Raw genomic sequence first — 19,626 nt, 5'->3', positions numbered from 1 at the left:
CCCCGCCTTATCTCTGCTCGGCTAGTTGACGCCCGGCCTCATCGAAGGTCTCTATGGTGTTTTCACATGGATCGCCATCTAAGGCGCTCACGCCCCAGATCACCAGGCTGCTGGCCATAAAGCCAGGGATCATCTCATAGAGCATGGAGCTCAGAGCCTTACCCTCGGGCAGCACGGGTGCGTAGATCCAGAAGAGTACGGTGGCGGCACCGGCGACGATACCGGCTACGGCAGCCTTATGGGTCAGGTTCTTCTTGTACAGGCTAAACAGCACCAGCGGACCGAAGGCGGCGCCGAAGCCGGCCCAGGCATTACTCACCAAAGATAAGATGCTGTTGGAGCGATCCAGTGCCAGTAGGCTGGCGACTATGGCCACCCCGGCTACGCCGAAGCGTCCCAATTTCACCATCTCCTCTTCGCTGGCCTCCTTCTTCGACACCACGCGATAGATATCTTCGGTCAGCGAGCTGGATGACACCAGTAGCTGAGACGAGATGGTGCTCATGATGGCCGCCAAGATCGCCGCCAGCAGGAAGCCGCTGATCAAGGGGTGGAACAACAACTCAGAGAAGACGATAAAGATGGTCTCTGGGTCGCTCAGTTTCATGTCGAACTTGTTGGCATAGGCGATACCCACCAGGCCGGTGGCCAGGGCGCCTATGATGGTGACCGTCATCCAGCTCATGCCTATGTTCTTGGCCGTCTTGATGTCAGACACGCTACGGATCGCCATGAAGCGCACTATGATATGGGGCTGACCAAAGTAACCCAGGCCCCAGGAGAGCGCAGAGATCAGTCCCAGCAGAGTGACGTTTTGCATCGCCTCGCCGAAATGAGGGATAGACTCGTAGGCGAAGTTCATCATCTTATCGGCGTTGCTGAACTCCTGATAGGCCACCACGGGCACTAAGATCAGCGCGACAAACATGATACAACCCTGGACGAAGTCGGTCAGGCTGACGGCCAGGAAGCCGCCGAGCAGGGTGTAGGAGACGACGACCCCTAGGGTGATCACCAATCCCAGCTCGTAGTTGACCTCGAAGGCCGACTCGAACAGTTTACCGCCCGCCACCAGGCCTGCCGAGGTGTAGAGGGTAAAGAAGATCACTATGATGGCCGCAGAGATGATGCGTACATTGCAGCTGGGGTCATGAAAGCGCTTGGCGAAAAATTCCGGAATCGTCAGCGCGTTGTTGGCCACCTCGGTATAGACCCTCAGCTTAGGCGCGACGATCAGATAGTTCACCAGGGCGCCAAGTAACAGGCCTAAGGCGATATAGATGGTCTCGAAGCCCACCAGGAACATGGCACCGGGCAGACCCATCAGCATCCAGCCACTCATGTCGGACGCACCGGCTGAGAGGGCGGTGACCTGAGGGCTCACCTGTCTGCCGCCCAGGATGTAGCCCGACACATCATCGGTCGAACGGCGGTAGGCAAACAGTCCTATGGCCAACATGGCAAGAAAATAGATAGCGAGGGAGATGTAGGTTAAATAATGCATTGAGTTAGTGGCCTCCTAACGCTTTGTTATTTTGAATCCCACCGGGTTTCAACATGACAAAAAGATAGGTACTTAAGATGGCGAAAAGACAGGTGAGTTGCATGGCGTAAGTGGCCTTGCGGCGGGCGGTTTGCCACACCTGTGAGATGAGATTTTCTTCCGTTGCATTGTCTGACGACATAGTGCCCTCCCGAGCGAAGTGAGTGTTTCTTATGAAAAATTAATTACACAACTAATAGTTAGTGCTCGAACTATATTAACATTCGTTCGATCTATTTTTCCACCCCGGTTTTGGATGAGACCTTAAAGGTATCTGGTTGAAATCAGCCTGTATCCCATGTTGGTAAAGGGATTGCTGTGGATGCGCTATCACGAAAAATAAAAACATAAAAAGATAATAAGCCTAATTTTATTAGGGCCTATAGACGGATTTGCATTGTGTGATTGCTGCCGTAAACGCGGGTGAGTTTGCTAGCTAGCGCTGCAATAGCGACAGGATGTGAGTGATTTCAGCGCCTAGACTGCCTATGCAGGAGAGCTGGTTAAACTCGGATTTTGTTATATCTGTAACTATTTGGCTGGCGCTTTGACGGGCGTGCCAAGCCTAAAGACCTTGAGGTAAAGATATATGCAGGCCTCCTGGCTGCTATGAGTCTGGAGTTGTAGCGTCTAACGGTGAAGGCATAATGGGATCTAATGCCCAAGTGATTGACCCCGATAGATAAATCACGCTTTTCGCCCCGGCTGTTATACTCAATGAACGGCGCAAAGTGAGGGGCGGGGCATGAGCTGGCAGGATATTAAAGAGATCTTATCTTTCGTTCTCTTCACCTATGGGGACTCGGCGATCACCGTCTCCCAGGTGTTACAGGTGCCGCTGCTCCTGCTACTGGCCTGGTTTATCGTGACTCGCATCGGCAAGCTGATCCGCCGCGCCCTGCTGGCCCGTAAGGTGGCCCCGGATGCGGTGCATCTCTTCTCCCGCATCTATCTCATCCTGGCGATCGCCATCATTTTGGTGACCAGCCTGGAGATCCTCAATATTCCCATTAAGGCCTTCGCCTTCGTCTCGGGCGCCGTGGCAATCGGTGTCGGTTTCGGCGCGCAGAACATCATCAACAACTTCATCAGCGGCTGGATCTTGATGTGGGAGCGGCCGATCCGCATCGGCGATTTTCTGGAGATAGGCGAGACCAAGGGGGTGGTGGAGAGCATCAATACCCGTTCGACTCTGATCCGCCGCAACGACGGGGTGCATATGCTGGTGCCCAACAGCCAGCTACTGGAAAATACTGTCACCAACTGGACCCTGATAGACAACATCGCCCGCTCGACCGTGAGGGTAGGGGTTGCCTATGGGTCGGATGTGGAGCGGGTGGCGGATATCATCAAGCAGACCCTGGATGAGCATGAGGAGATCTTAACTACGCCGTCTCCGGTCGCCATCTTCGAAGACTTTGGTGATAACGCGCTCATCTTCGATGGTATCTTCTGGGTGTGTGCCAACACAGAGGCGGACATTCGCCGGATCCGTAGCGATATCCGTTTTCGCATCTACAAGCTGTTTACCCAGGCCGGCATAGTGATCGCCTTTCCTCAGCGGGATCTGCATCTGGATGGCGAGCTTAAGATAGTCAAGGCCCAGCGAGGCAACTCTGAGGATAAAGCCGCTGAATAATCAGCTTTAAAGAATGAACAGGGTCGCCAATCCTAAGAAGGCGAAGAAGCCCACCACATCTGTGACTGTGGTCAGCACCACGCCGCCCGCCAGGGCCGGATCTATGCCTATCTTCTTTAGCAGCACAGGGATGCTGGCGCCCGCCAACACGCCGGTGATCAGCACTATCACCATGGCGAGACCAAACACCAGCCCCAGCTGCCAGTCGCCAAACCACTTGAGGGCGATGAAGGCGACCAGGGATGCCCAAAGCAGGGCATTGAGCGCGCCGATACCAAACTCGTGGCCAATCAACTTGATGATGTTATTACGATTGATCTGATCCAGTGCCAGGCCTCGGGTCACCATGGTGAGGGTCTGGCTGCCGGCGACGCCGCCCATGCTGGCCACCACGGGCATGAGTACGGCGAGGGCGACCACCTTCTCGATAGCCGCCTCGAACAAGCCGATCACCCAGGCCGCCAGAAAGGCGGTGAGCAGGTTGATGCCGAGCCAGAGTGCCCGGCGGCTGGCGCTGCGTACTATAGGGGCAAACAGGTCTGGGTGATTGTTCAGGCCCGCCTGGGAATAGAGGGCCTTGTCGGCTTCATCCTGGATCACGTCGATCACATCATCCACTGTGATGCGACCAATCAGCTTATGCTCAGCGTCCACCACGGGGGCCGACAGCAGATCCTTGTCTTTAAAGACTTGCGCTACCTTGCTGGCGGACATCTCTGGGGTAAAGCTGGTGATCTCTGTGGACATCAGCTCGCTTATGCTGGTGTCCATCTCGCTGGAAACCAGCAGACTCAGGGGGATGATGCCGACCAGGGTGTTGTTTCTATCGACCACCATTAAGCTGTCCAGATGTTCCGGTAGCTGGCCTTCGCGCTGACGCAGGCGGCGCAGATAGCGCAGCGCGGCCTTGATCGAGACATCGGCGCGCAGGGCGCTGATATCCACATCCATCAGGCCGCCGGCGCTCTGGTCGGGGTAGTCTCTGACCAGCTCGTATCTCTGCCTGCGCTGGGAGTCCATTGCCTGCACCATGGCCGAGACCACTGGCATGGGCAGGTCGGCGTCGATATCCGCCAGCTCATCCATCTGCATCTGGCTAAGACCGGCGATCAGCTTGGCTTTATCCGTATGGTGAATGAGCGCCCGGCGCTGGGGCTGTGGCAGGGCCAGGAGCACCTTGGCGCAGCGCTTGGGGGCAACCTGGGCCCAGACGCTTAGTCTCTCCTTTGGTGGCAGGGACTCCAGCAGCCTGGCGATTTCGGCGCTGGCTATCTCGGCTAAGATGGTCGCAATGGCGGTGTTATCGCCTGTGAGTAGGGCGGCATCTATCTTGTCTGCAAGCTGCTGAAATTTGTCGGTCATTCGATATCCTTTACTGCTTGGGTTGCACGACTCGGCCTGTCCGTTGTGAGTTGGACTCTTATCTGTCAAGTGACGGAAGGAATAAGCCAAGCTTAGTATACGCTAACGAATTTAGAGCCTTAGTGATAGCTTTGCTTCTTAAGCTGTTAGCTAAAGTGCTTAGTCGATGGCGTAAGATAGGGGAGCTGGCAAGTTGGATGATTTATATAATCCATCCCTTAAAGCGCCGACAGCTCCCTCGATCAGGTGCGTTTTGCCTAGGTGATGTTCTGGGGGCTCACCACCTTTACTGGCTGAGCTTTTCCGTTGCGTTGGCCTTGATGTAAGGCTCCAGTATTGACAGCCAGCTGCGTGAGATGGCGGCATATTCTTCGATGCATAGCTCGGCCCTCTCTTCCCCTAGCAGCCCCTCTTTAACTATGGTTGCATACTTGTCGGGAGCGCTGCCGTAGACGTGACATAGGGTCGTAAAATAGCGTTGATCGTCTAGGCTGTGCTCGTCCCAAAAGTCTTCATCTTCAAGCACCTCTCTGTCGTCACTCTCGATATCAAACAGATCGGCGGCGCTTAATGCTATCTCCTGACCATCATCGAAAAACTCGACGAGTAGCGTTGTGGCGAGGGCATCGGCAGCATCTTCCTCTTTTCCGAGAACTGGCAGCTGATACATGTCGATGAGGGCGTGGGCAAACTCATGAAACAGGGTGTGCAGCAAGGCATCATCTGTCGCCTGCTTGGGTGTTACGCCAGTCTTATCATAGTTAGCCTGCTTGAATCTGTGCCTGACCTCGTCAACGAAAGCATAGGGGATCATTATGCTGCCGCTCTCGCCATCAAACAGCGGGCCATCATCGCCGCCAAAGGCAACCACAAGGGGCTCTGCGAGTTTGAAGTGGTTATTGATAAAGCTAACGCCCGTATTCATGACATCAGATGCGATAAGCTCCTCTCTCACCGCCTTATCTGCCGCGTCGCTAGGATTGCCATACTCGAGACGCACACCAACGTCAGCACAGGCTGACGAAGCCATCAAGACCACACCCGCCACAGCAAGCGATAAAGATTTTACGATATTCAATTTTGTTCCTTACTAGGTAAAAGGACCTTAACCTCGCCAGCCAAACTGTATTATGGGATTTTAACTCGATGTAGATCAATGAAAGCTAGAAATGGCGGAATCAATACTTGCGATATCTAGCTGATTTGTTGTCTATTATTATGGGTTTAGAATCAGGGACGTTAGGCTTATGAGAAGTAGTATTTTATGTTTTTTGTTTAGTGTGTCTGTGATAAATGAAGTTAAATCGAAGAGACGATAGAAGTCAGTGTAAACACAATTTTGGCCTTCGAAATCAGGGATGATTTCGTAGAGCCCACACGGATGATGAGATGGACACCTCTTGTGAAGTCGGCGTCAAAAGCGCCATATTGAATTTACAAGGTTCAATGTCAACAAAAGGTGTCCACTATGAAAGTTACTCTAATTGGTATCGATTTGGCAAAAAATGTTCTTCAGGTTTGCGGTGTCAATCAAGTCGGTAAAACGCTCTTTAATCGCACCGTTAAACGCACTCAACTGTTGAAAACGCTCGTTCAGTATCCAGATGCAGTGATTGCCATGGAAGCCTGTAGTGGCTCAAATTATTGGGGCCGAGAGCTGTTGTCGCGTGGATTTGAGGTAAAACTTATCCCACCACAGCATGTGAAGCCCTTCGTGAAAGGCAATAAAAATGACCGCAATGATGCCTTTGCAATCTGTGAGGCTGCGATGCGCCCCAACATTATCTTCGTTAAGCCAAGAACCTTAGCGCAGGTCGATATCATTATTTCCCATCGAATTCGCGAGCGTCGTATTCGTGTCAGAACCGCGTTGACCAATCAAATACGTGGATTGTTGAGTGAATACGGCATTGTTATTCCCAAAGGCCGCGACCCGCTCAACCTTGCTCTACCTGAGTTACTCGAAGATGCCGATAACTCACTAACCACCACCGCCCGCAGGTATATCAGAGAGTTACTTGATGAGCTATATGCCATCAATGCTTCGATTAAAGCACTGGAAAAAGAGATTCGACTACAGGCAAGAAATCATGAAGATACCAAGCGGTTAACCGCCATACGAGGTGTCGCTGAAATTATTGCTACGGCGTCGGTATCGTTCGCTGGTGATGGTTCTGGGTATCAAAATGGGCGACATTTCTCGGCAAATTTGGGGCTGGTACCGAAAGAATTCTCAAGTGGTGGAAAACAGAAATTAGGAGCTATCACCAAGCGGGGAAACAGCTATCTAAGACGACAGCTGATTCAAGGTGCTTGGTCTGTCATACGCTATGCAAAGAATAATGACGACAGGTTATCTGTCTGGGCAAGAAAGGTCATTGAACGAAGAGGCAAACAGAAAGCGGCGGTAGCTGTGGCCAACAAACTCGCCAGGATAATTTGGGCGATGCTTTACTACAAAACGGAGTACAGACCTAGCTAAACAACAAGAACAATTACATACCCTAAAAACCGAACACAATTAATGAAGTAACAGGTAATACCGGCCTTCGTAAATGCTGAGAGAGCACAAGGTGTTGTAACACCGAACGGACGATAAGCAGCGAAGGCGCGGTTCTCATTAAGGCCAGAGCACAATGATGCTCACAAACAGGTCGGATATACGTACGCAGTATTACTTTCTGTTACTCACAAAATGTTTGATCTATCCGAGGTGTCCATATAAGTGCTCGCGGCGAGCCAAAATAGTGTTTGCACATGGGCTCGCCGCAGGCGATAGGTTACAGCGAAGGTAAGGTATTCAAAAAGTGAATTCAGTTCGAAAGAATGGTTGAGTGAGTGTAATTCACTGAGATAAATAGAGGGGAGGATGACGGTTAACCATCACCCCCATTGAACACTTAGAATAAACCTTAGTATCAGGTCCGATACAACACCTTCACCACATGCCAGCCGAACTTGGTCTTGACCAGATGCGGCGTGATCAACTCGCCGCTGAAGCAGACCTTGTCGAAGGCGGGCACCATCTGACCCTTCTTAAATTCACCCAGGCTGCCGCCTTTCTTACCCGATGGGCAGGTGGAGTGTTTCTTGGCGAGCTGGTCGAACTTAGCGCCCTTGTTGAGCTTCTCGATGATCTCTTCGGCGAGTTCTTTATGTTTGACCAAAATGTGTAATGCGGCGGCGGTTCTAGCCATCTTAATGCTCTCTGGATTGGCGGGAATTAATCATTGCCGATGATTATAACTCAGCTTGCGGGCCAGATTCACGGGGCACTTACCGTAAAAGAGGAGAATTACTTGCACTTTTCTTGATACGGCTCAGTGTTGCCTCTGGCTTTTCTACTGCGCTATGTGCGCGGTTTTGTTATAATTCCTATCCATTTCTAATCGGTTTTTTCGAGGCTTTTGATGGCGCGTAGCGTAGGCACAGAACTTGAGCTTATCCATCTGTTTGTGCATCTGGTGAATACCGGCGGTTTTTCCCAGGTGGCCAAAGAGCTGGGTATGCCCGTGGCGACCGTTAGCCGCAAGGTGACTAAGCTGGAAAGCCTGCTGGATACACAGCTGATCATGCGCAGCACCCGTAAGCTGAGGTTAACAGAGGAGGGCAGCGAGCTCTTTGGCCGCTACCAGAATGTGGTGGCCCAGTTTGACCGCTGCAGCGAGCCCAGAGTCGAGAAGGCCGAAGGCACCCTGCGTATTGCGGCGCCCGTGTCTATCATCTCGATGATCTTCATCGGGGTGCTAAACGACTTCTCTAAGGCCTACCCGGATATTCAGCTGCATATCACCCAGAATAATTCCAGTATCGATCTGATCGACGAAGGGGTGGACGTGGCCATCGTCGGCGGCGCCCAGCCCGACTCCTCCTGGGTCTCTAAGTCGCTGGGGGTCTTGGATTATGGCCTGTTCGCCTCGCCGGGCTACCTTGCCTGCGCCGGTACGCCGCAACATCCGGATCAGCTGGTGGAGCACTCCTTGATCAAGGTGTGGCCTTTGTTTAACTGGTCGATGAAGCATGTCAGCGGCGAAGATTTCTATTACGAAGGCCCGGCTAAGTTGACCCTTGGGGATCTCAACGGTGCGGTGCGCGCCACGGTAGACGATGGCGGTATTCTCTACGGCCCAGAGCTGTTCGTGAAGGGGGAGCTTGCTTCGGGTGAGCTGCGCCGGGTGCTGCCCGACTGGCACGGCGAGCAACGACGTATCTCCCTGCTGTACCATCAGCGCACCCATCAGCCGCTCAAGGTGAAGCTGTTTATCGAATTTATGCAGGACAGAGCCAGCTGTTTGTTCCATTAACGCCGCGCTGCTAACACCTTTGCTTAGCGTCAGCTTCGCTAGTCCCTTGTTTTTGGCGCTGGCGCCTGTTCAAGCAAACTCACTGCTAACCGCCTACCAAGATTTCGTCTGCATCGTCTCTGACGTTTGGCGACAAATTAAGACAACTATTTCATTCAAGAAATTATTTCACTCAAGAAATTCAGGCAAAAAAAAGCCACCACAGTGATCGTGGTGGCCAGGCAGTTTGAGGCTGCTAAATAGGGTTGAAGCTTAGGACCTAAACTAATGTTTTAAGCTAGGCGCTTAAACCAGGTAGACATTCAGGCTGCAGGCGCCGTGGGCACCCACGACCAAGGCCTGCTCAATGTCCGCCGTCTTGGACGGGCCGGCGATAAAGACGCCGAACTCACCGCTGTCTAAGCCAATCTGTTTAATCGCCTGATGCATGTTGGCAACCACCTTGTCGGCGCTCACTACCAGGAACAGGTTTTCACAGATGAAGGGAGTTACCCTGTGGCCCAGATGCTGGTTGTTGACCCAGATGGCGCCATTTTCAGCCACGGCGACATCGCCGGGGATCACCGCAAAGTCGATGTCTCTTAGCTCATGGGCTGTGTCCGGGGCGTTACGGTTGCCCGTGACACCTTCGACCTGAGAGATCACCTGCTTGCCTTCTTTAATCAGCTCGTCGACCTTGGTTTGCAGGGCGGCCAGGCCACCCTCGCGATGCAGGGTACCGGCAACCGTGCCTAGGTTGGTTTCAAACTGGCCAATCACATCGTCTAGACGTGGGCTGACATTGATTGGCGGCATGGCCTGAGGTGCAACCGCGACGCTTTTTAATGCATTGAGAATAGATTGCTTGCTCGACATTTTATTGACCTCTGTTTTTGTTAAACCAAGCTTCGAAGCTGGACTTAGGTGCTACCGGCAGCTCTCTGTATTTGCCCCAGGCGCCAGAGAATGGCTTGAGCAGTGAGCCCGGCAGGATGCGCAGCGCAGTGCGGGCGACACTCATGGAGCAGTTGAGCATGGTTTCGCTGGCCATGAAGTTACCGACCAACGGCATATAGTTGCGCTTACCGTAAGGCAGTTTGCCCGCCTTGGCCTTGAGGCGGCGGTGATGGTGGATGATCTTATCCAGCGGCACCTTGGTCGGGCAGACATAGCTACAGCTGCCACACAGGGTACAGGCCCAAGGGATAGAATGAGTATCATCGGCCTGAGCACCCACGGCGATGCCGATAGGGCCTGGGATGGTGTAGTTGTAGCTGTAACCGCCTGAGCGACGATACACAGGACAAGTGTTCAGACAGCCACCACAGCGGATACACTTGAGCGATTCCGCCAGGATCTTGTCTTGCAGCATGTCGGTGCGGCCGTTGTCGACGATGATCACATGCATCTCGCCGCCATCCTGTGGACCGCGATAGAAGCTGGAGTAGGTGGTGATCGGCTGACCGGTCGCGTTGCGGGCCAGGGTGCGCAGCAAGATGGCGGCGCTGTCGAGATCCGGCACTATCTTGTCTATGCCCATGGAGTGCAGCTGCAGCTTAGGCAGGTTAGCGCCCATGTCGGCGTTACCTTCGTTGGTGCAGACCACTACGGCGCCCTTGTCGGCGATGGCCATGTTAACCCCTGTCATGGCCGCATCGGCCGACAGGAACTGCTCACGAAGGTGAGCGCGGGCGGCGCGGGTGAGATAGAGAGGATCCGAGGCGCCCGCCTCTGTGCCTAACTTGTCGTGGAAGAGGTCGCCGACTTCCTCTTTCTTTAGGTGGATCGCCGGTACCACGATATGTGATGGCGGCTGCTTGGCCAGCTGAATGATGCGCTCACCCAGGTCGGTGTCGATCACCTCTATGCCCTTGCTCTCGAGGTAAGGGTTGAGGTGACACTCTTCGGTGAGCATAGACTTGGATTTAACCAGCTTTTTCACCTGATGCTTGGCCAGAATGTTATGGACTATCTGGTTGTGCTCGGCGCCATCTTTGGCCCAGTGCACGACGATACCGTTGGCCTGGCAGTTCTTCTCGAAGGTCTCCAGGTATTCGCCCAGATGGGTCAGGGTGTGGAGCTTCATTTCGGAGCCGAGCTGACGCAGCTGCTCCCATTCTGGCAGGCTGGCGGCGGCGCGATCGCGCTTCTCACGCAGCACCCATAGGGCCTTAGAGTGCCAATCGACGCGAGCCTCATCCTGACAGAAGATGTCGGCCTTCTTCGCATGCACGCCTGAGTTGAGTGCGGTGGTTTGACTAGACATGAGCTACTCCTTACAGGGCTGCGTTGATGACTTCGGCAATGTGGCGGGTCGCGATCGGCAATAGCTGACGGCGGATCATGCCATCCAGGTGCAGCAGACATGAGGGATCGAAACCTACCGCATAGGTGGCACCCGTCGCGGCGTGGGCCTGTGCCTTGTCTTTACCCATCTTGGCCGAAACGGCGCCTTCGTCGACGGCGAAGGTACCACCGAAGCCGCAGCATTCGTCGCGGCGATCTGGGTAGACGATTTCGATACCTGGGATACGGCTCAATACGGCCTCGACCTTATTGGTGCGTGGGCCCATCTGCTCGCTCGGCGTCGCCAGATCCAACATGCGAATGCCGTGGCAACTCAGCTGCAGGCTGATCTTGAAGTTAAACGCCTTGTTGAAGGCGGGGATCGGTGCCACATCGTGGAGGAATTCGGTTAGCTCATAGAGCTTGTCGATCACTGCCTGGGCTTCTGGGCTGTCGTCAAACTCATGGAAGTTCTCCTTGGCGGCTACCAGGCAAGAGGCGGCCGGGCAGACGATGGCGTCACACTCGACACCCTTGAAGGCGTTCAGCAGCTTAAGGGTGGTTTTCTTGGCTTCATCAAAACAGCCCGAGTTAGTCATGGGCTGGCCACAGCAGGTCTGCCCCTTGGGCAGTATGACCTGATGGCCGAGTTTTTCGAGGAGTTCGACGGTGGCGATGCCGACATGGGGCATCATCTGGTTCACCAGACAGGGAATAAATAGGGCTATCTTCATGAAGCACTCTCTTATTTTGAAGGCTGCATGTGGGCGAATGCGCTGGCTTATTGTGCCGCTACAGGTGGCATAAGCTGGGTATTTGGCCCATATCGCAGGGTTATTTGTGATGATAATTTAAGCTTATATCCACATAATAAGTAGTGCTAATTTAGTAAATATATATGCTTATTTTTTCATTTTTGAAACAGGGTGATTTCGCTCACTCATTAATGAAAAATGTCTCTGATCTAGGTCAAAAAAGGCCTGATTCAAACAATTATATGAAACAAGTGTTTAAATTTTTTATTTGAGCGTACACTTGTAACCTTTTGAAAAGAATGAGCTTAATTTTTGGTTGCGTTTGTAACTGTAAAATAAAGCATTTTTTTGAGGTTAGAATATTTGATCTAATCCATTTTTTGTGACGTAATGCACACTAGGTTTTCTGGTCGGATGAGTCTGAAAGATGAGTATTAGAACAAAATTTAAAAAAGTACTGCCGAGTATTTCTACCACTGAACAAGAGGCGCTCGACGCCGGTGATGTATGGCTAGAGGGATCTATCTATCAGGGGATCCCAGACTTCGATGCCCTGCGTCAGGTACCGGGGGCGACCCTGTCCGATGAAGAGCAGGCCTTCCTCGACGGCCCAGTGCAGACACTTATCGAGATGGTGGATGATTTTGCCATTCAAAACAGCCTGCATCTGCCAGACAACATACTGAATTTCCTAAAAGAGCATAAGTTCTTCTCGCTGATCATTCCTAAGGCCTTCGGCGGCCTGGAATTCAGCCCTTATGCCAACTCGACAATTGTGGCCACCATTGCCGCCAAGAGTTCGGCGGTGGCGGTGACCGTCATGGTGCCTAACTCCTTAGGTCCGGGTGAGCTGCTAATGCATTACGGTACTCAGGCCCAGCAAGATTTCTGGCTGCCGCGTCTGGCCAATGGCCAGGAGATCCCCTGTTTCGCATTGACCAGCCCAGAGGCGGGCTCGGACGCCGGCGGTATTCCCGATATCGGCACTGTGACCATGGGCGAATACCAGGGCGAGCAGGTGCTCGGCCTGTCGGTGACCTGGGACAAGCGTTACATCACGTTAGCGCCTATCGCTACCGTGCTGGGGCTGGCCTTCAAGGTGGAAGATCCACAAGGCCTGCTGGGGGGCAAGGAGCAGCTGGGGATCACCTGCGCGCTGATCCCTAAGTCGCATCCGGGTGTCGAGCTGGGCAACCGTCACGATCCTATGGGTTGTCGCTTCTATAACGGCACCACACGCGGTGAGAATGTATTTATCCCGATGGATTTCATCATAGGCGGTCAGCAAAATATTGGCCGTGGCTGGCAGATGCTGGTGGCCTGTCTCGGCGCCGGTCGCGGCATCTCGCTGCCGGCTCTCGGGGTCTCGGTAAGCCAGGCGTCTTTCAAGTCGTCGGCGGAATACGCCGCGGTGCGTGAGCAATTTGGCCTGGCCATCGGCAAGTTCGAGGGGATTCAGGAGAAGCTGGCGGATATCGCAGGTAAGACCTATCTGCAAGAGGCGATGCGTGTACTGACAACAGAAGGCCTGGGCCTGGGGCTCAAGCCATCAGTGGTGACCGCAATGGCCAAGTACCATATGACGGAGATTGGCCGCGACGTGCTGAACTCGGCCATGGATATTCAGGCCGGTAAGGCGATTCAGCGTGGTCCGCAAAATACCCTGGCCTCTGGCTATGTGGCGCAGCCTATCGCCATCACGGTGGAAGGGGCGAACATTCTGACCCGTAACCTGATGATCTTTGGTCAGGGCGTGATGCGCTGTCACCCTCATTTGCAGAGCATGGTTGAGGCGATTCACAGCGACGACAAAGATGCCGACAAGACCTTTAACCGTATCTTTAAGCAGACTGTTGGCTACAGTGTGGGCAACAGCCTGCGCGCCTTCCGCCTGGGTCTGCTTCCTTTTACCGCCGATGCCAAGTCAGAGCTGAGCGAGGTGGTAGAATATGAGAAGGCGGTGCACAAGCTGGCGTCGAAACTGGCCGTATATGCCGACTTCTCTCTCTTGGTGCTTGGCGGCAAGCTCAAGCAGGCCGAGATGCTGTCGGCGCGTCTGGGGGATGTGATGAGCTACCTGTACGCGGCCATGGCGTCGATTCGCTACTACGAGCAGAAGGTGAGCAGCGAGCATCGTGCCCAGGCTAAGCCTTACTTCGAGTACGCGACCCGCTGGGCGCTGGTGAACGCCGAAAATGCCCTGCTGAGCTTCCTGGATAATTTCCCGTCGGCTGCGACACGTCAGCTGATGAAGCTTATCACTGTGACCTACTCGCCTAAGATGAAGAAGATCAACGACGACCTGATCCGCGAACTGGCCCATGAGGCGCAGCTCAACACCCAGATCAAGCGTCAGCTGACTCATCTGGTGAAGCCAGTACCGGGCGATGGCAACGACATCAACCAGCAGGCTTATCTGGCGAAGATCGCCTGTCTGCCGCTGCTGGCCAAGGTGAAGAAGGGACTGAAGCAGGGTTACTTCAAGTCTGGGGTGAGATTCGCCCAGACGCTGGACCGCGCCCGCGAAGCCAAGATCATCACAGAGGGCGAGCACAAGCAACTGCTGGACTATAACCTCAAGCGTGAGCGCGCCATTCGTGTCGATGAGTTCGACTTCGACATGCAGCTTATAAGCGACAAGGCGGCGCTGAAGATAGCCTAGCCTAATGGTTTAAGTCTGATCTTCTTCGTATTAGCATCGATGCCAAGAGCCGCCCTAGGGCGGCTTTTTTGTGTGCCGATATTGCGACGGCCTCGGTCGTCCTAGGGGCGATTATCGGGGTCATGACCAGCACTTGAAAGTGTGCCACACCTCCTTTATTGCCGAGGTCATGCATAGAGAGAAAATAGGGTATGATGGCTGCGGGCAATTTTATGGGCAGGCGAGTGCTAAAACGAAACCAGTATCGACGTGAGGGACCAGACTATCGCTGCGGCGAGCAGGTGAGCTTTCACGACATCAAGGAGGTGTTTGGCCTCAATCATATTCGCCTGGGCAGCTGGGTGGAGGAGGAAGAGAAGCATAAGGCGGCCAACCTAATCTTCGACGCCTTTGCCGATCTCGCCTTCATGTTGCAGTTGCCGCCCAAGGCCATGGGGCTGAGACAGACGCTGAACCTGGCCTTTGGGACAGGTGGGCAGATGGGCGTGCAGGCCCACTATATGCCAGCTCAGAGGGAATTAGCCCTGGCAAAAAATGCCGGTGCCGGCGCCCTGGCACACGAGTTCTGGCACGCCTTTGACCACTATATCGCTACCAAGGCCTTCGAGATCCCATCTACGGGCATCGCCTTCGCTAGCCACTGCTGGCTGGCCGAACACACGCCAGTTGTTCATCCCCTTAACGATCGCCTGATGCAGCTGTTTGCCTGCGTCTTGCTGAGCGGAGATGGCCAGGACAGCCACGAGTATGTACGCCGCGCCGTGGCGCTCGACAGGCAGCAGGGGAGGCAATACTTTTCCAAACCCACAGAGATGATGGCCAGGGCCTTCGAGGCCTGTATCGAGGTGCATCCCGAGATCCGCAATCCCTACCTGGTCAACGAGACCCTGGACTCGCCGCTGGCTAAGGCGGGAGGATACCCTAGCCTAGACCACAGAGAGGGCATTTATCGCCAGCTACTGGCCTATTTCGGCCCCTTGGGTGATGCCTTGGGGCGCGAGGGATAGCCTTAATCTACCCAGTGCAGAACGTCGCGTATGATGGACCACCTGGGTTTAGGCTCGCTGGCGCCTTGGCCTAGCATCCAGTAGTTGTAGAGCCGCTCTTGGTGGCCATCCACCTTGCGCAGCTTCTGCCAGTTGTTGACATAGTTGAGCAGCGACTGGTTGTCCTGGGCGACCGCATAGGCGATAGGGTACTTCGCCTTGTACTCCAGCGGCGCTATGCCATAGCCGGGGAAGAATAGGGTCCAGGCAGAGCCCGCCTCGGCGCTGATCACCAAGGCGTCATACTTGTCGCCCTTCTGACGGAAGAAGTCCTTGTAGCCCTTAATCTTGACGAACTTGAGGTTGGGGTAGAAGGCCTTGGCATCTTCTATGATGTCGCTGTGCTCCACGTAGGCGATGGTGGTATCTTGCATCGCCTTGATTGACTGGTTGCGCTTGAAGCTGTTGACCTTATGGTCTTTGGTAGCGATGGCAAGGTTAAGCAGCAGCACGGGCTCCACATAGTTCAGCTTGTCCATCTGCTCGATATCCATCGCCAGACCCGACATGGCGATATCGAAGAAGCCCGCGTCGAGGGAGGCGGCCAGCTTATCCTTCTCGAAGGGGATAAACTCGACTTTTACCCCAAGATCGTCCGCCAGACGATTGGCCATGGCGCTGTCGAAGCCCACCAGTTGCCCGGCGTTGTTGTAGTAGCTAAAGGGCACATTACTGGGGATATAACCGACCCTCAGCAGGCCGCGGGCGCGGATGGCGTTGACATCGGCGATAGGGCGACTGGCGCTCTGACCCAATACCGGATATTGCTTGCTCACCTTGGTCGGCACCTTGTCGGCCACCTGCATGTTGGCGATAACGCCGCTGGTCACCTCTGGGCTATGAATAAACAGCCCCATGCCCACCCGGCAGACGATGAGGGTGAGCACCACGCTGGCCCCCACGCCTATGGCCATCTTGAGCAGTTGCGGCGGCCTGAGTCTTAGACGCTTCTCAAATAGCGCCACCGTCAACAGTGTCAGGGCAAACAGGTTCATCACGGCGGTGATGGAGTTAAACTTGCCCGTGATAAAGCCTGACATCACAAACAGCTGGAATAGATCTTGGGGCAGATGCACCAGGTCCAGCATGAAGGGGATCGCCACATAGACGCTGCCAAACAGCGACAAGACGCCGCTGATGGAGAGCGACGGCAAGGCGCTGAGCTCTATCGGCGTGCCGTTAAACCAACCGGCGAAGAGCACGAAGAGGATCACCGTCAGCTTGCCTATGTTGGGGAAGGTGAAGGCGATGGGCACCAAGATCTCCACCAGGGTTTCGGCATCGTCGCTCAGGCTCTGATGCTCGCGCATGATCTGCTTACACTCCTCGACGATCACCGGGATGACGATGAAGATGTTGCCGGTGGCAAAGGCGGTAACCAGGCTGGACTTGCTGATCCTTAGCGCCTGGGCGAAGGTGACCGGCGTCAGGGAGGCGACTATCCAGGGCAGTACCCAGAAGGTGAGCAGCAGGCAGAGGACGAAGTAGCTGATGAGATAGACTTGCATGCTGGCAAACTCATCCACTCCCATGGTGCCAGCGGCCGAGGCCGACATGGCGAAGATCCCTATAGGCAGTACCTTCACCAGCGCCTGGGTGATCTTGGAGAATATCTCGCTGCAGGTGTGCATGAAGTTAATGATCAGCTGCTTGTTGTCGCCCTCCATGCCAATCAGTGCCAGCCCCATGGCGATGGCGAAGATCACCATGGCGGGTACATAACCCTCGGCCATCGACTGGAAGGGGTTAGAGGGAATATAGAGCTTGAAATAGTCGATGGCCGTGGCGGGCTCGATGGAGCTGGTGCTGAAGAAGGAAGCGGTCTCGACAAAGGGGAAGGAGAGTGGCATCAGGGCGACCAGTAGTAGGCCAACAGCCCAGAGTAGTAGCATGATGACGCCGGCGCGGCTGAAGATCAGGCTGGCGGTGGCGCGCTTGAGTTTACCTATGCCCCCCACCAAGGAGACCAGAATATAGGGCAATACCGTCATCTGCATCAAGAGGATCACGCTGGTGCCTATGCTGCTCATCCAGCCGACGGATTCACCGAAAAAGAGCCCCACGGCAAAACCGACAAACATGGCGACGAGCATCTGGGTCGAGCTGGTCATGGCGAGCAGTTTCTTTAGCACGAGAGTCATTCCCTTTTTACGTATGCTTGAGTTTCCGACTGCCTGATTATAAAAGGCGCTGCGGTTTGGCAAAAGGCTTTCATGTCAATCTGTTGCGCAGCAGCACAATTAATATTTGAGCAGATAGTCGTGGCCAGCCTAATGCCAAGGCTGGCCCGAACGCTTGATGCTAGCCTCCCTCGTTAGAGGGAGAGCAGAGAATGGGACGCCTGAGGGATAGTGCGCTTGGCCTCTGGGTCGAAGATACAGATGCGATCCCGCCCGGTTTCCTTCGACTGGTACATGGCGCTGTCGGCGTCGTTGATCAGCCGCTCCAACTTATAGCCCGACATCTGAGTATCTGTGATCCCAAAGCTGGCGGTAACCTCAAACTCATGGCCGGTGGCGCCGCAGTCAATCCCGGCAATCGCCTTACGGCAGGCCTCGGCCAGCTTAACCGCCGTCTGTAGATCGCAGCCGGGCAGGGCGATGCAGAACTCCTCGCCGCCGATGCGGGCGAATATATCGTTCTTGCGTCCCTGTGCCTGACAGGCCTTGGCAACTTTCTTCAGTACCCAGTCGCCAATGGCGTGACCATATTTATCGTTGATCTGCTTGAAGTTATCCAGATCGAACAGGATATAGCTGAGGTCTACCTCGCTGCTCTCGCAGTAGGTGAGCGCGCTCTGGGCTACCTGGGTGAAGTGACCGCGGTTAAACACATGGGTCAGGGCATCGTATTCCGCCAGCTGCTTGAGGCGCTTCTGAATCGTCCATGACTTATAGGCCCAGAAGCCCAGCAGGGTGATGATGGCGATTAGCAGCGAGATAAACAGTCGGTTGTTTTCCGCTTGGGTCTTCGCCAGTTGCTGCTCGGTCAGCAGCAGGTTGTTCTGTCTGTCCAGCAGTGCGATACGACTCTTCTGCTCCGCCGCCTGATGCTCGGCGAGCTGGAAGGCCAGATGCTTGGTCTTGATATCGTCCAGATATGCCTTGTCGGCCTGGGCGTACTTGACGTGATAATCCAGCGCCGCCTTGTAATTGCCGCTCAGCTCGGCGATCTGATAGAGCACCTTGTAGGCGGTAACGACCGCCTGAGTATTGCCTAAGCCTTTTGCCAGGTTGACAATTTTTTCTGCCAATAAGCGAGCCTCACCTATCTTGTGATCCTGCAGATAGGCGCTGGCCAGGGTAGCGTAGACCTCGGCGATAAGCCTTGGGTAACGGGTTTTCTCTATGGTTTCCAGCGATGGCTTGAGTTGGCCATAGACCTCTGCCGTATTTCCGTCTCGCAGGTATTTAGTGGCGATAAAGGAGTGGATAAAGCTCTCCATTATCACCTCTTCGTCACAGCTGGCGACCGCAGCCTGTAAACTGGGCGAGTCGACCTCGAGTTGATTGAGGCCAAGCTGCGCCTCTATGGCTAAGCCATTGGCTAGACAGGTGTTTCTTTTAGATGGCTTGCTACTTCTTAATTTTTCGGCGTAGCTTAGACCTAACTCATACTGCTCAATCTGGTTGTAAAAAATGGCGGCGATGGCCAGTCCGCTCTGAACCGTTTCGGGGTCCTTTATCTGCTCGATAAATTGAAAGTTTTTGGAGAGATGCGTCAGGCCTTTGGACCAATCCTGGGAGATTGCATAGATGTTGATTAAGGTTTGATTAGCCCGGAATTTTAGTGTTTCGTTGGCGTTCGAGTTAAGGATCTTGTTGAACACGTCGATGCTCTGCGCTTGCTTGCCTTGGTAGGTCAGCTCATATCCGCGCAGGTAGTCTAAAAAATATCTCTGTTGTGGATTGAGTGGTTCCTTTTCTAGGGTATTTAGCAGCTCAGAGAAGGCTTTTGGATTGCTGCTCTTAAGTTGATCGGCCTGAGTTAAGGTTGCGTCAATATCGACTTCTTCAGCCATAGACTGGCTGAAGAAGAATATTAACAATA

15 protein-coding genes are annotated in these 19,626 nt (G+C 54.1%); 5 read left to right on the top strand and 10 right to left on the bottom strand.

What is annotated here, in order from left to right; genetic code table 11:
* Positions 1-7 precede the first annotated feature (7 nt).
* Together putP and SHEW_RS20855 are read right to left on the bottom strand one after the other, a co-directional pair.
* On the bottom strand, positions 8-1,504 hold the full coding sequence (gene putP / locus SHEW_RS15595; protein ID WP_011866809.1) for a sodium/proline symporter PutP: 1,497 nt from the start codon (positions 1,502-1,504) through the stop codon (positions 8-10).
* A 4-nt stretch (positions 1,505-1,508) separates the two neighbouring features.
* Positions 1,509-1,685, bottom strand: coding sequence for a hypothetical protein (locus SHEW_RS20855; RefSeq protein WP_186300604.1), 177 nt, complete (start codon positions 1,683-1,685; stop codon positions 1,509-1,511).
* Positions 1,686-2,288: 603 nt separating this feature from the next.
* Here SHEW_RS20855 and SHEW_RS15590 point away from each other — a divergent pair.
* Positions 2,289-3,182, top strand: coding sequence for a mechanosensitive ion channel family protein (locus SHEW_RS15590; protein ID WP_011866808.1), 894 nt, complete (start codon positions 2,289-2,291; stop codon positions 3,180-3,182).
* Positions 3,183-3,188: 6 nt separating this feature from the next.
* Here the strand turns inward: SHEW_RS15590 and mgtE are convergent, their stop codons facing one another.
* Both mgtE and SHEW_RS15580 read right to left on the bottom strand, forming a co-directional pair.
* Entirely contained in the window at positions 3,189-4,544 is a 1,356-nt protein-coding gene (gene mgtE, locus SHEW_RS15585) for a magnesium transporter (RefSeq protein ID WP_011866807.1), read from the bottom strand.
* Between the two features lie 286 nt (positions 4,545-4,830).
* The gene (locus SHEW_RS15580; RefSeq protein WP_223294730.1) at positions 4,831-5,622 is read right to left on the bottom strand and encodes a DUF4344 domain-containing metallopeptidase; all 792 of its coding nucleotides are present in this window, start codon (positions 5,620-5,622) and stop codon (positions 4,831-4,833) included.
* 390 nt (positions 5,623-6,012) lie between these two features.
* Between SHEW_RS15580 and SHEW_RS15575 the strand changes: the two genes are divergently transcribed.
* Complete coding sequence (locus SHEW_RS15575) at positions 6,013-7,026, top strand: IS110-like element ISSlo1 family transposase (protein WP_011864733.1); 1,014 nt, start codon at positions 6,013-6,015, stop codon at positions 7,024-7,026.
* Positions 7,027-7,462: 436 nt separating this feature from the next.
* On the opposite strand, the gene ppiC is transcribed toward SHEW_RS15575, so the two are convergent.
* A complete protein-coding gene (gene ppiC, locus SHEW_RS15570) occupies positions 7,463-7,741 on the bottom strand; it encodes a peptidylprolyl isomerase PpiC (RefSeq protein ID WP_011866805.1) in 279 nt (92 codons plus the stop codon).
* Between the two features lie 213 nt (positions 7,742-7,954).
* Between ppiC and SHEW_RS15565 the strand changes: the two genes are divergently transcribed.
* A complete protein-coding gene (locus SHEW_RS15565; protein ID WP_011866804.1) occupies positions 7,955-8,848 on the top strand; it encodes a LysR family transcriptional regulator in 894 nt (297 codons plus the stop codon).
* A 285-nt stretch (positions 8,849-9,133) separates the two neighbouring features.
* On the opposite strand, the gene SHEW_RS15560 is transcribed toward SHEW_RS15565, so the two are convergent.
* Genes SHEW_RS15560 through SHEW_RS15550 form a run of 3 tightly spaced genes read right to left on the bottom strand, consistent with a single transcriptional unit; the run spans position 9,134 to position 11,847 of the window.
* On the bottom strand, positions 9,134-9,703 hold the full coding sequence (locus SHEW_RS15560; RefSeq protein WP_011866803.1) for a LutC/YkgG family protein: 570 nt from the start codon (positions 9,701-9,703) through the stop codon (positions 9,134-9,136).
* Position 9,704: 1 nt separating this feature from the next.
* Positions 9,705-11,093, bottom strand: a complete 1,389-nt coding sequence (locus tag SHEW_RS15555) for a lactate utilization protein B (RefSeq protein WP_011866802.1) — start codon at positions 11,091-11,093, stop codon at positions 9,705-9,707.
* A gap of 10 nt (positions 11,094-11,103) precedes the next feature.
* The gene (locus SHEW_RS15550) at positions 11,104-11,847 is read right to left on the bottom strand and encodes a (Fe-S)-binding protein (protein ID WP_011866801.1); all 744 of its coding nucleotides are present in this window, start codon (positions 11,845-11,847) and stop codon (positions 11,104-11,106) included.
* Between the two features lie 448 nt (positions 11,848-12,295).
* On the opposite strand from SHEW_RS15550, the gene SHEW_RS15545 reads away from it, so the two are divergent.
* Together SHEW_RS15545 and SHEW_RS15540 are read left to right on the top strand one after the other, a co-directional pair.
* On the top strand, positions 12,296-14,530 hold the full coding sequence (locus SHEW_RS15545; protein ID WP_011866800.1) for an acyl-CoA dehydrogenase: 2,235 nt from the start codon (positions 12,296-12,298) through the stop codon (positions 14,528-14,530).
* Between the two features lie 224 nt (positions 14,531-14,754).
* On the top strand, positions 14,755-15,537 hold the full coding sequence (locus tag SHEW_RS15540; protein WP_041407402.1) for a CLCA_X family protein: 783 nt from the start codon (positions 14,755-14,757) through the stop codon (positions 15,535-15,537).
* Positions 15,538-15,539: 2 nt separating this feature from the next.
* Here SHEW_RS15540 and SHEW_RS15535 read toward each other — a convergent pair whose 3' ends face one another.
* Together SHEW_RS15535 and SHEW_RS15530 are read right to left on the bottom strand one after the other, a co-directional pair.
* Positions 15,540-17,717 (bottom strand): cation:dicarboxylate symporter family transporter, encoded by a 2,178-nt coding sequence (locus tag SHEW_RS15535; RefSeq protein ID WP_011866798.1) that lies wholly within the window; start codon positions 17,715-17,717, stop codon positions 15,540-15,542.
* Positions 17,718-17,890: 173 nt separating this feature from the next.
* Complete coding sequence (locus SHEW_RS15530; protein WP_190272394.1) at positions 17,891-19,597, bottom strand: GGDEF domain-containing protein; 1,707 nt, start codon at positions 19,595-19,597, stop codon at positions 17,891-17,893.
* Positions 19,598-19,626: the final 29 nt, after the last annotated feature.

Source organism: Shewanella loihica PV-4 (assembly GCF_000016065.1).
Classification (GTDB): Bacteria; Pseudomonadota; Gammaproteobacteria; order Enterobacterales; family Shewanellaceae; genus Shewanella; species Shewanella loihica.
The sequence above is the reverse complement of the archived record's forward strand: the minus strand, read 5'-3'. Positions and strand labels throughout refer to the sequence as shown.

Bases quoted from the DNA above. Each gene is read 5' to 3' on its own strand.
- SHEW_RS15545 (WP_011866800.1), top strand. From the start codon at position 12,296: ATGAGTATTAGAACAAAATTTAAAAAAGTACTGCCGAGTATTTCTACC.
- ppiC (WP_011866805.1), bottom strand. From the start codon at position 7,741: ATGGCTAGAACCGCCGCCGCATTACACATTTTGGTCAAACATAAAGAA.
- SHEW_RS15590 (WP_011866808.1), top strand. From the start codon at position 2,289: ATGAGCTGGCAGGATATTAAAGAGATCTTATCTTTCGTTCTCTTCACC.
- SHEW_RS15575 (WP_011864733.1), top strand. From the start codon at position 6,013: ATGAAAGTTACTCTAATTGGTATCGATTTGGCAAAAAATGTTCTTCAG.
- SHEW_RS15535 (WP_011866798.1), bottom strand. From the start codon at position 17,717: ATGACTCTCGTGCTAAAGAAACTGCTCGCCATGACCAGCTCGACCCAG.
- SHEW_RS15560 (WP_011866803.1), bottom strand. From the start codon at position 9,703: ATGTCGAGCAAGCAATCTATTCTCAATGCATTAAAAAGCGTCGCGGTT.
- SHEW_RS15555 (WP_011866802.1), bottom strand. From the start codon at position 11,093: ATGTCTAGTCAAACCACCGCACTCAACTCAGGCGTGCATGCGAAGAAG.
- SHEW_RS15550 (WP_011866801.1), bottom strand. From the start codon at position 11,847: ATGAAGATAGCCCTATTTATTCCCTGTCTGGTGAACCAGATGATGCCC.
- SHEW_RS15530 (WP_190272394.1), bottom strand. From the start codon at position 19,597: ATGGCTGAAGAAGTCGATATTGACGCAACCTTAACTCAGGCCGATCAA.
- SHEW_RS20855 (WP_186300604.1), bottom strand. From the start codon at position 1,685: ATGTCGTCAGACAATGCAACGGAAGAAAATCTCATCTCACAGGTGTGG.
- putP (WP_011866809.1), bottom strand. From the start codon at position 1,504: ATGCATTATTTAACCTACATCTCCCTCGCTATCTATTTTCTTGCCATG.
- mgtE (WP_011866807.1), bottom strand. From the start codon at position 4,544: ATGACCGACAAATTTCAGCAGCTTGCAGACAAGATAGATGCCGCCCTA.
- SHEW_RS15565 (WP_011866804.1), top strand. From the start codon at position 7,955: ATGGCGCGTAGCGTAGGCACAGAACTTGAGCTTATCCATCTGTTTGTG.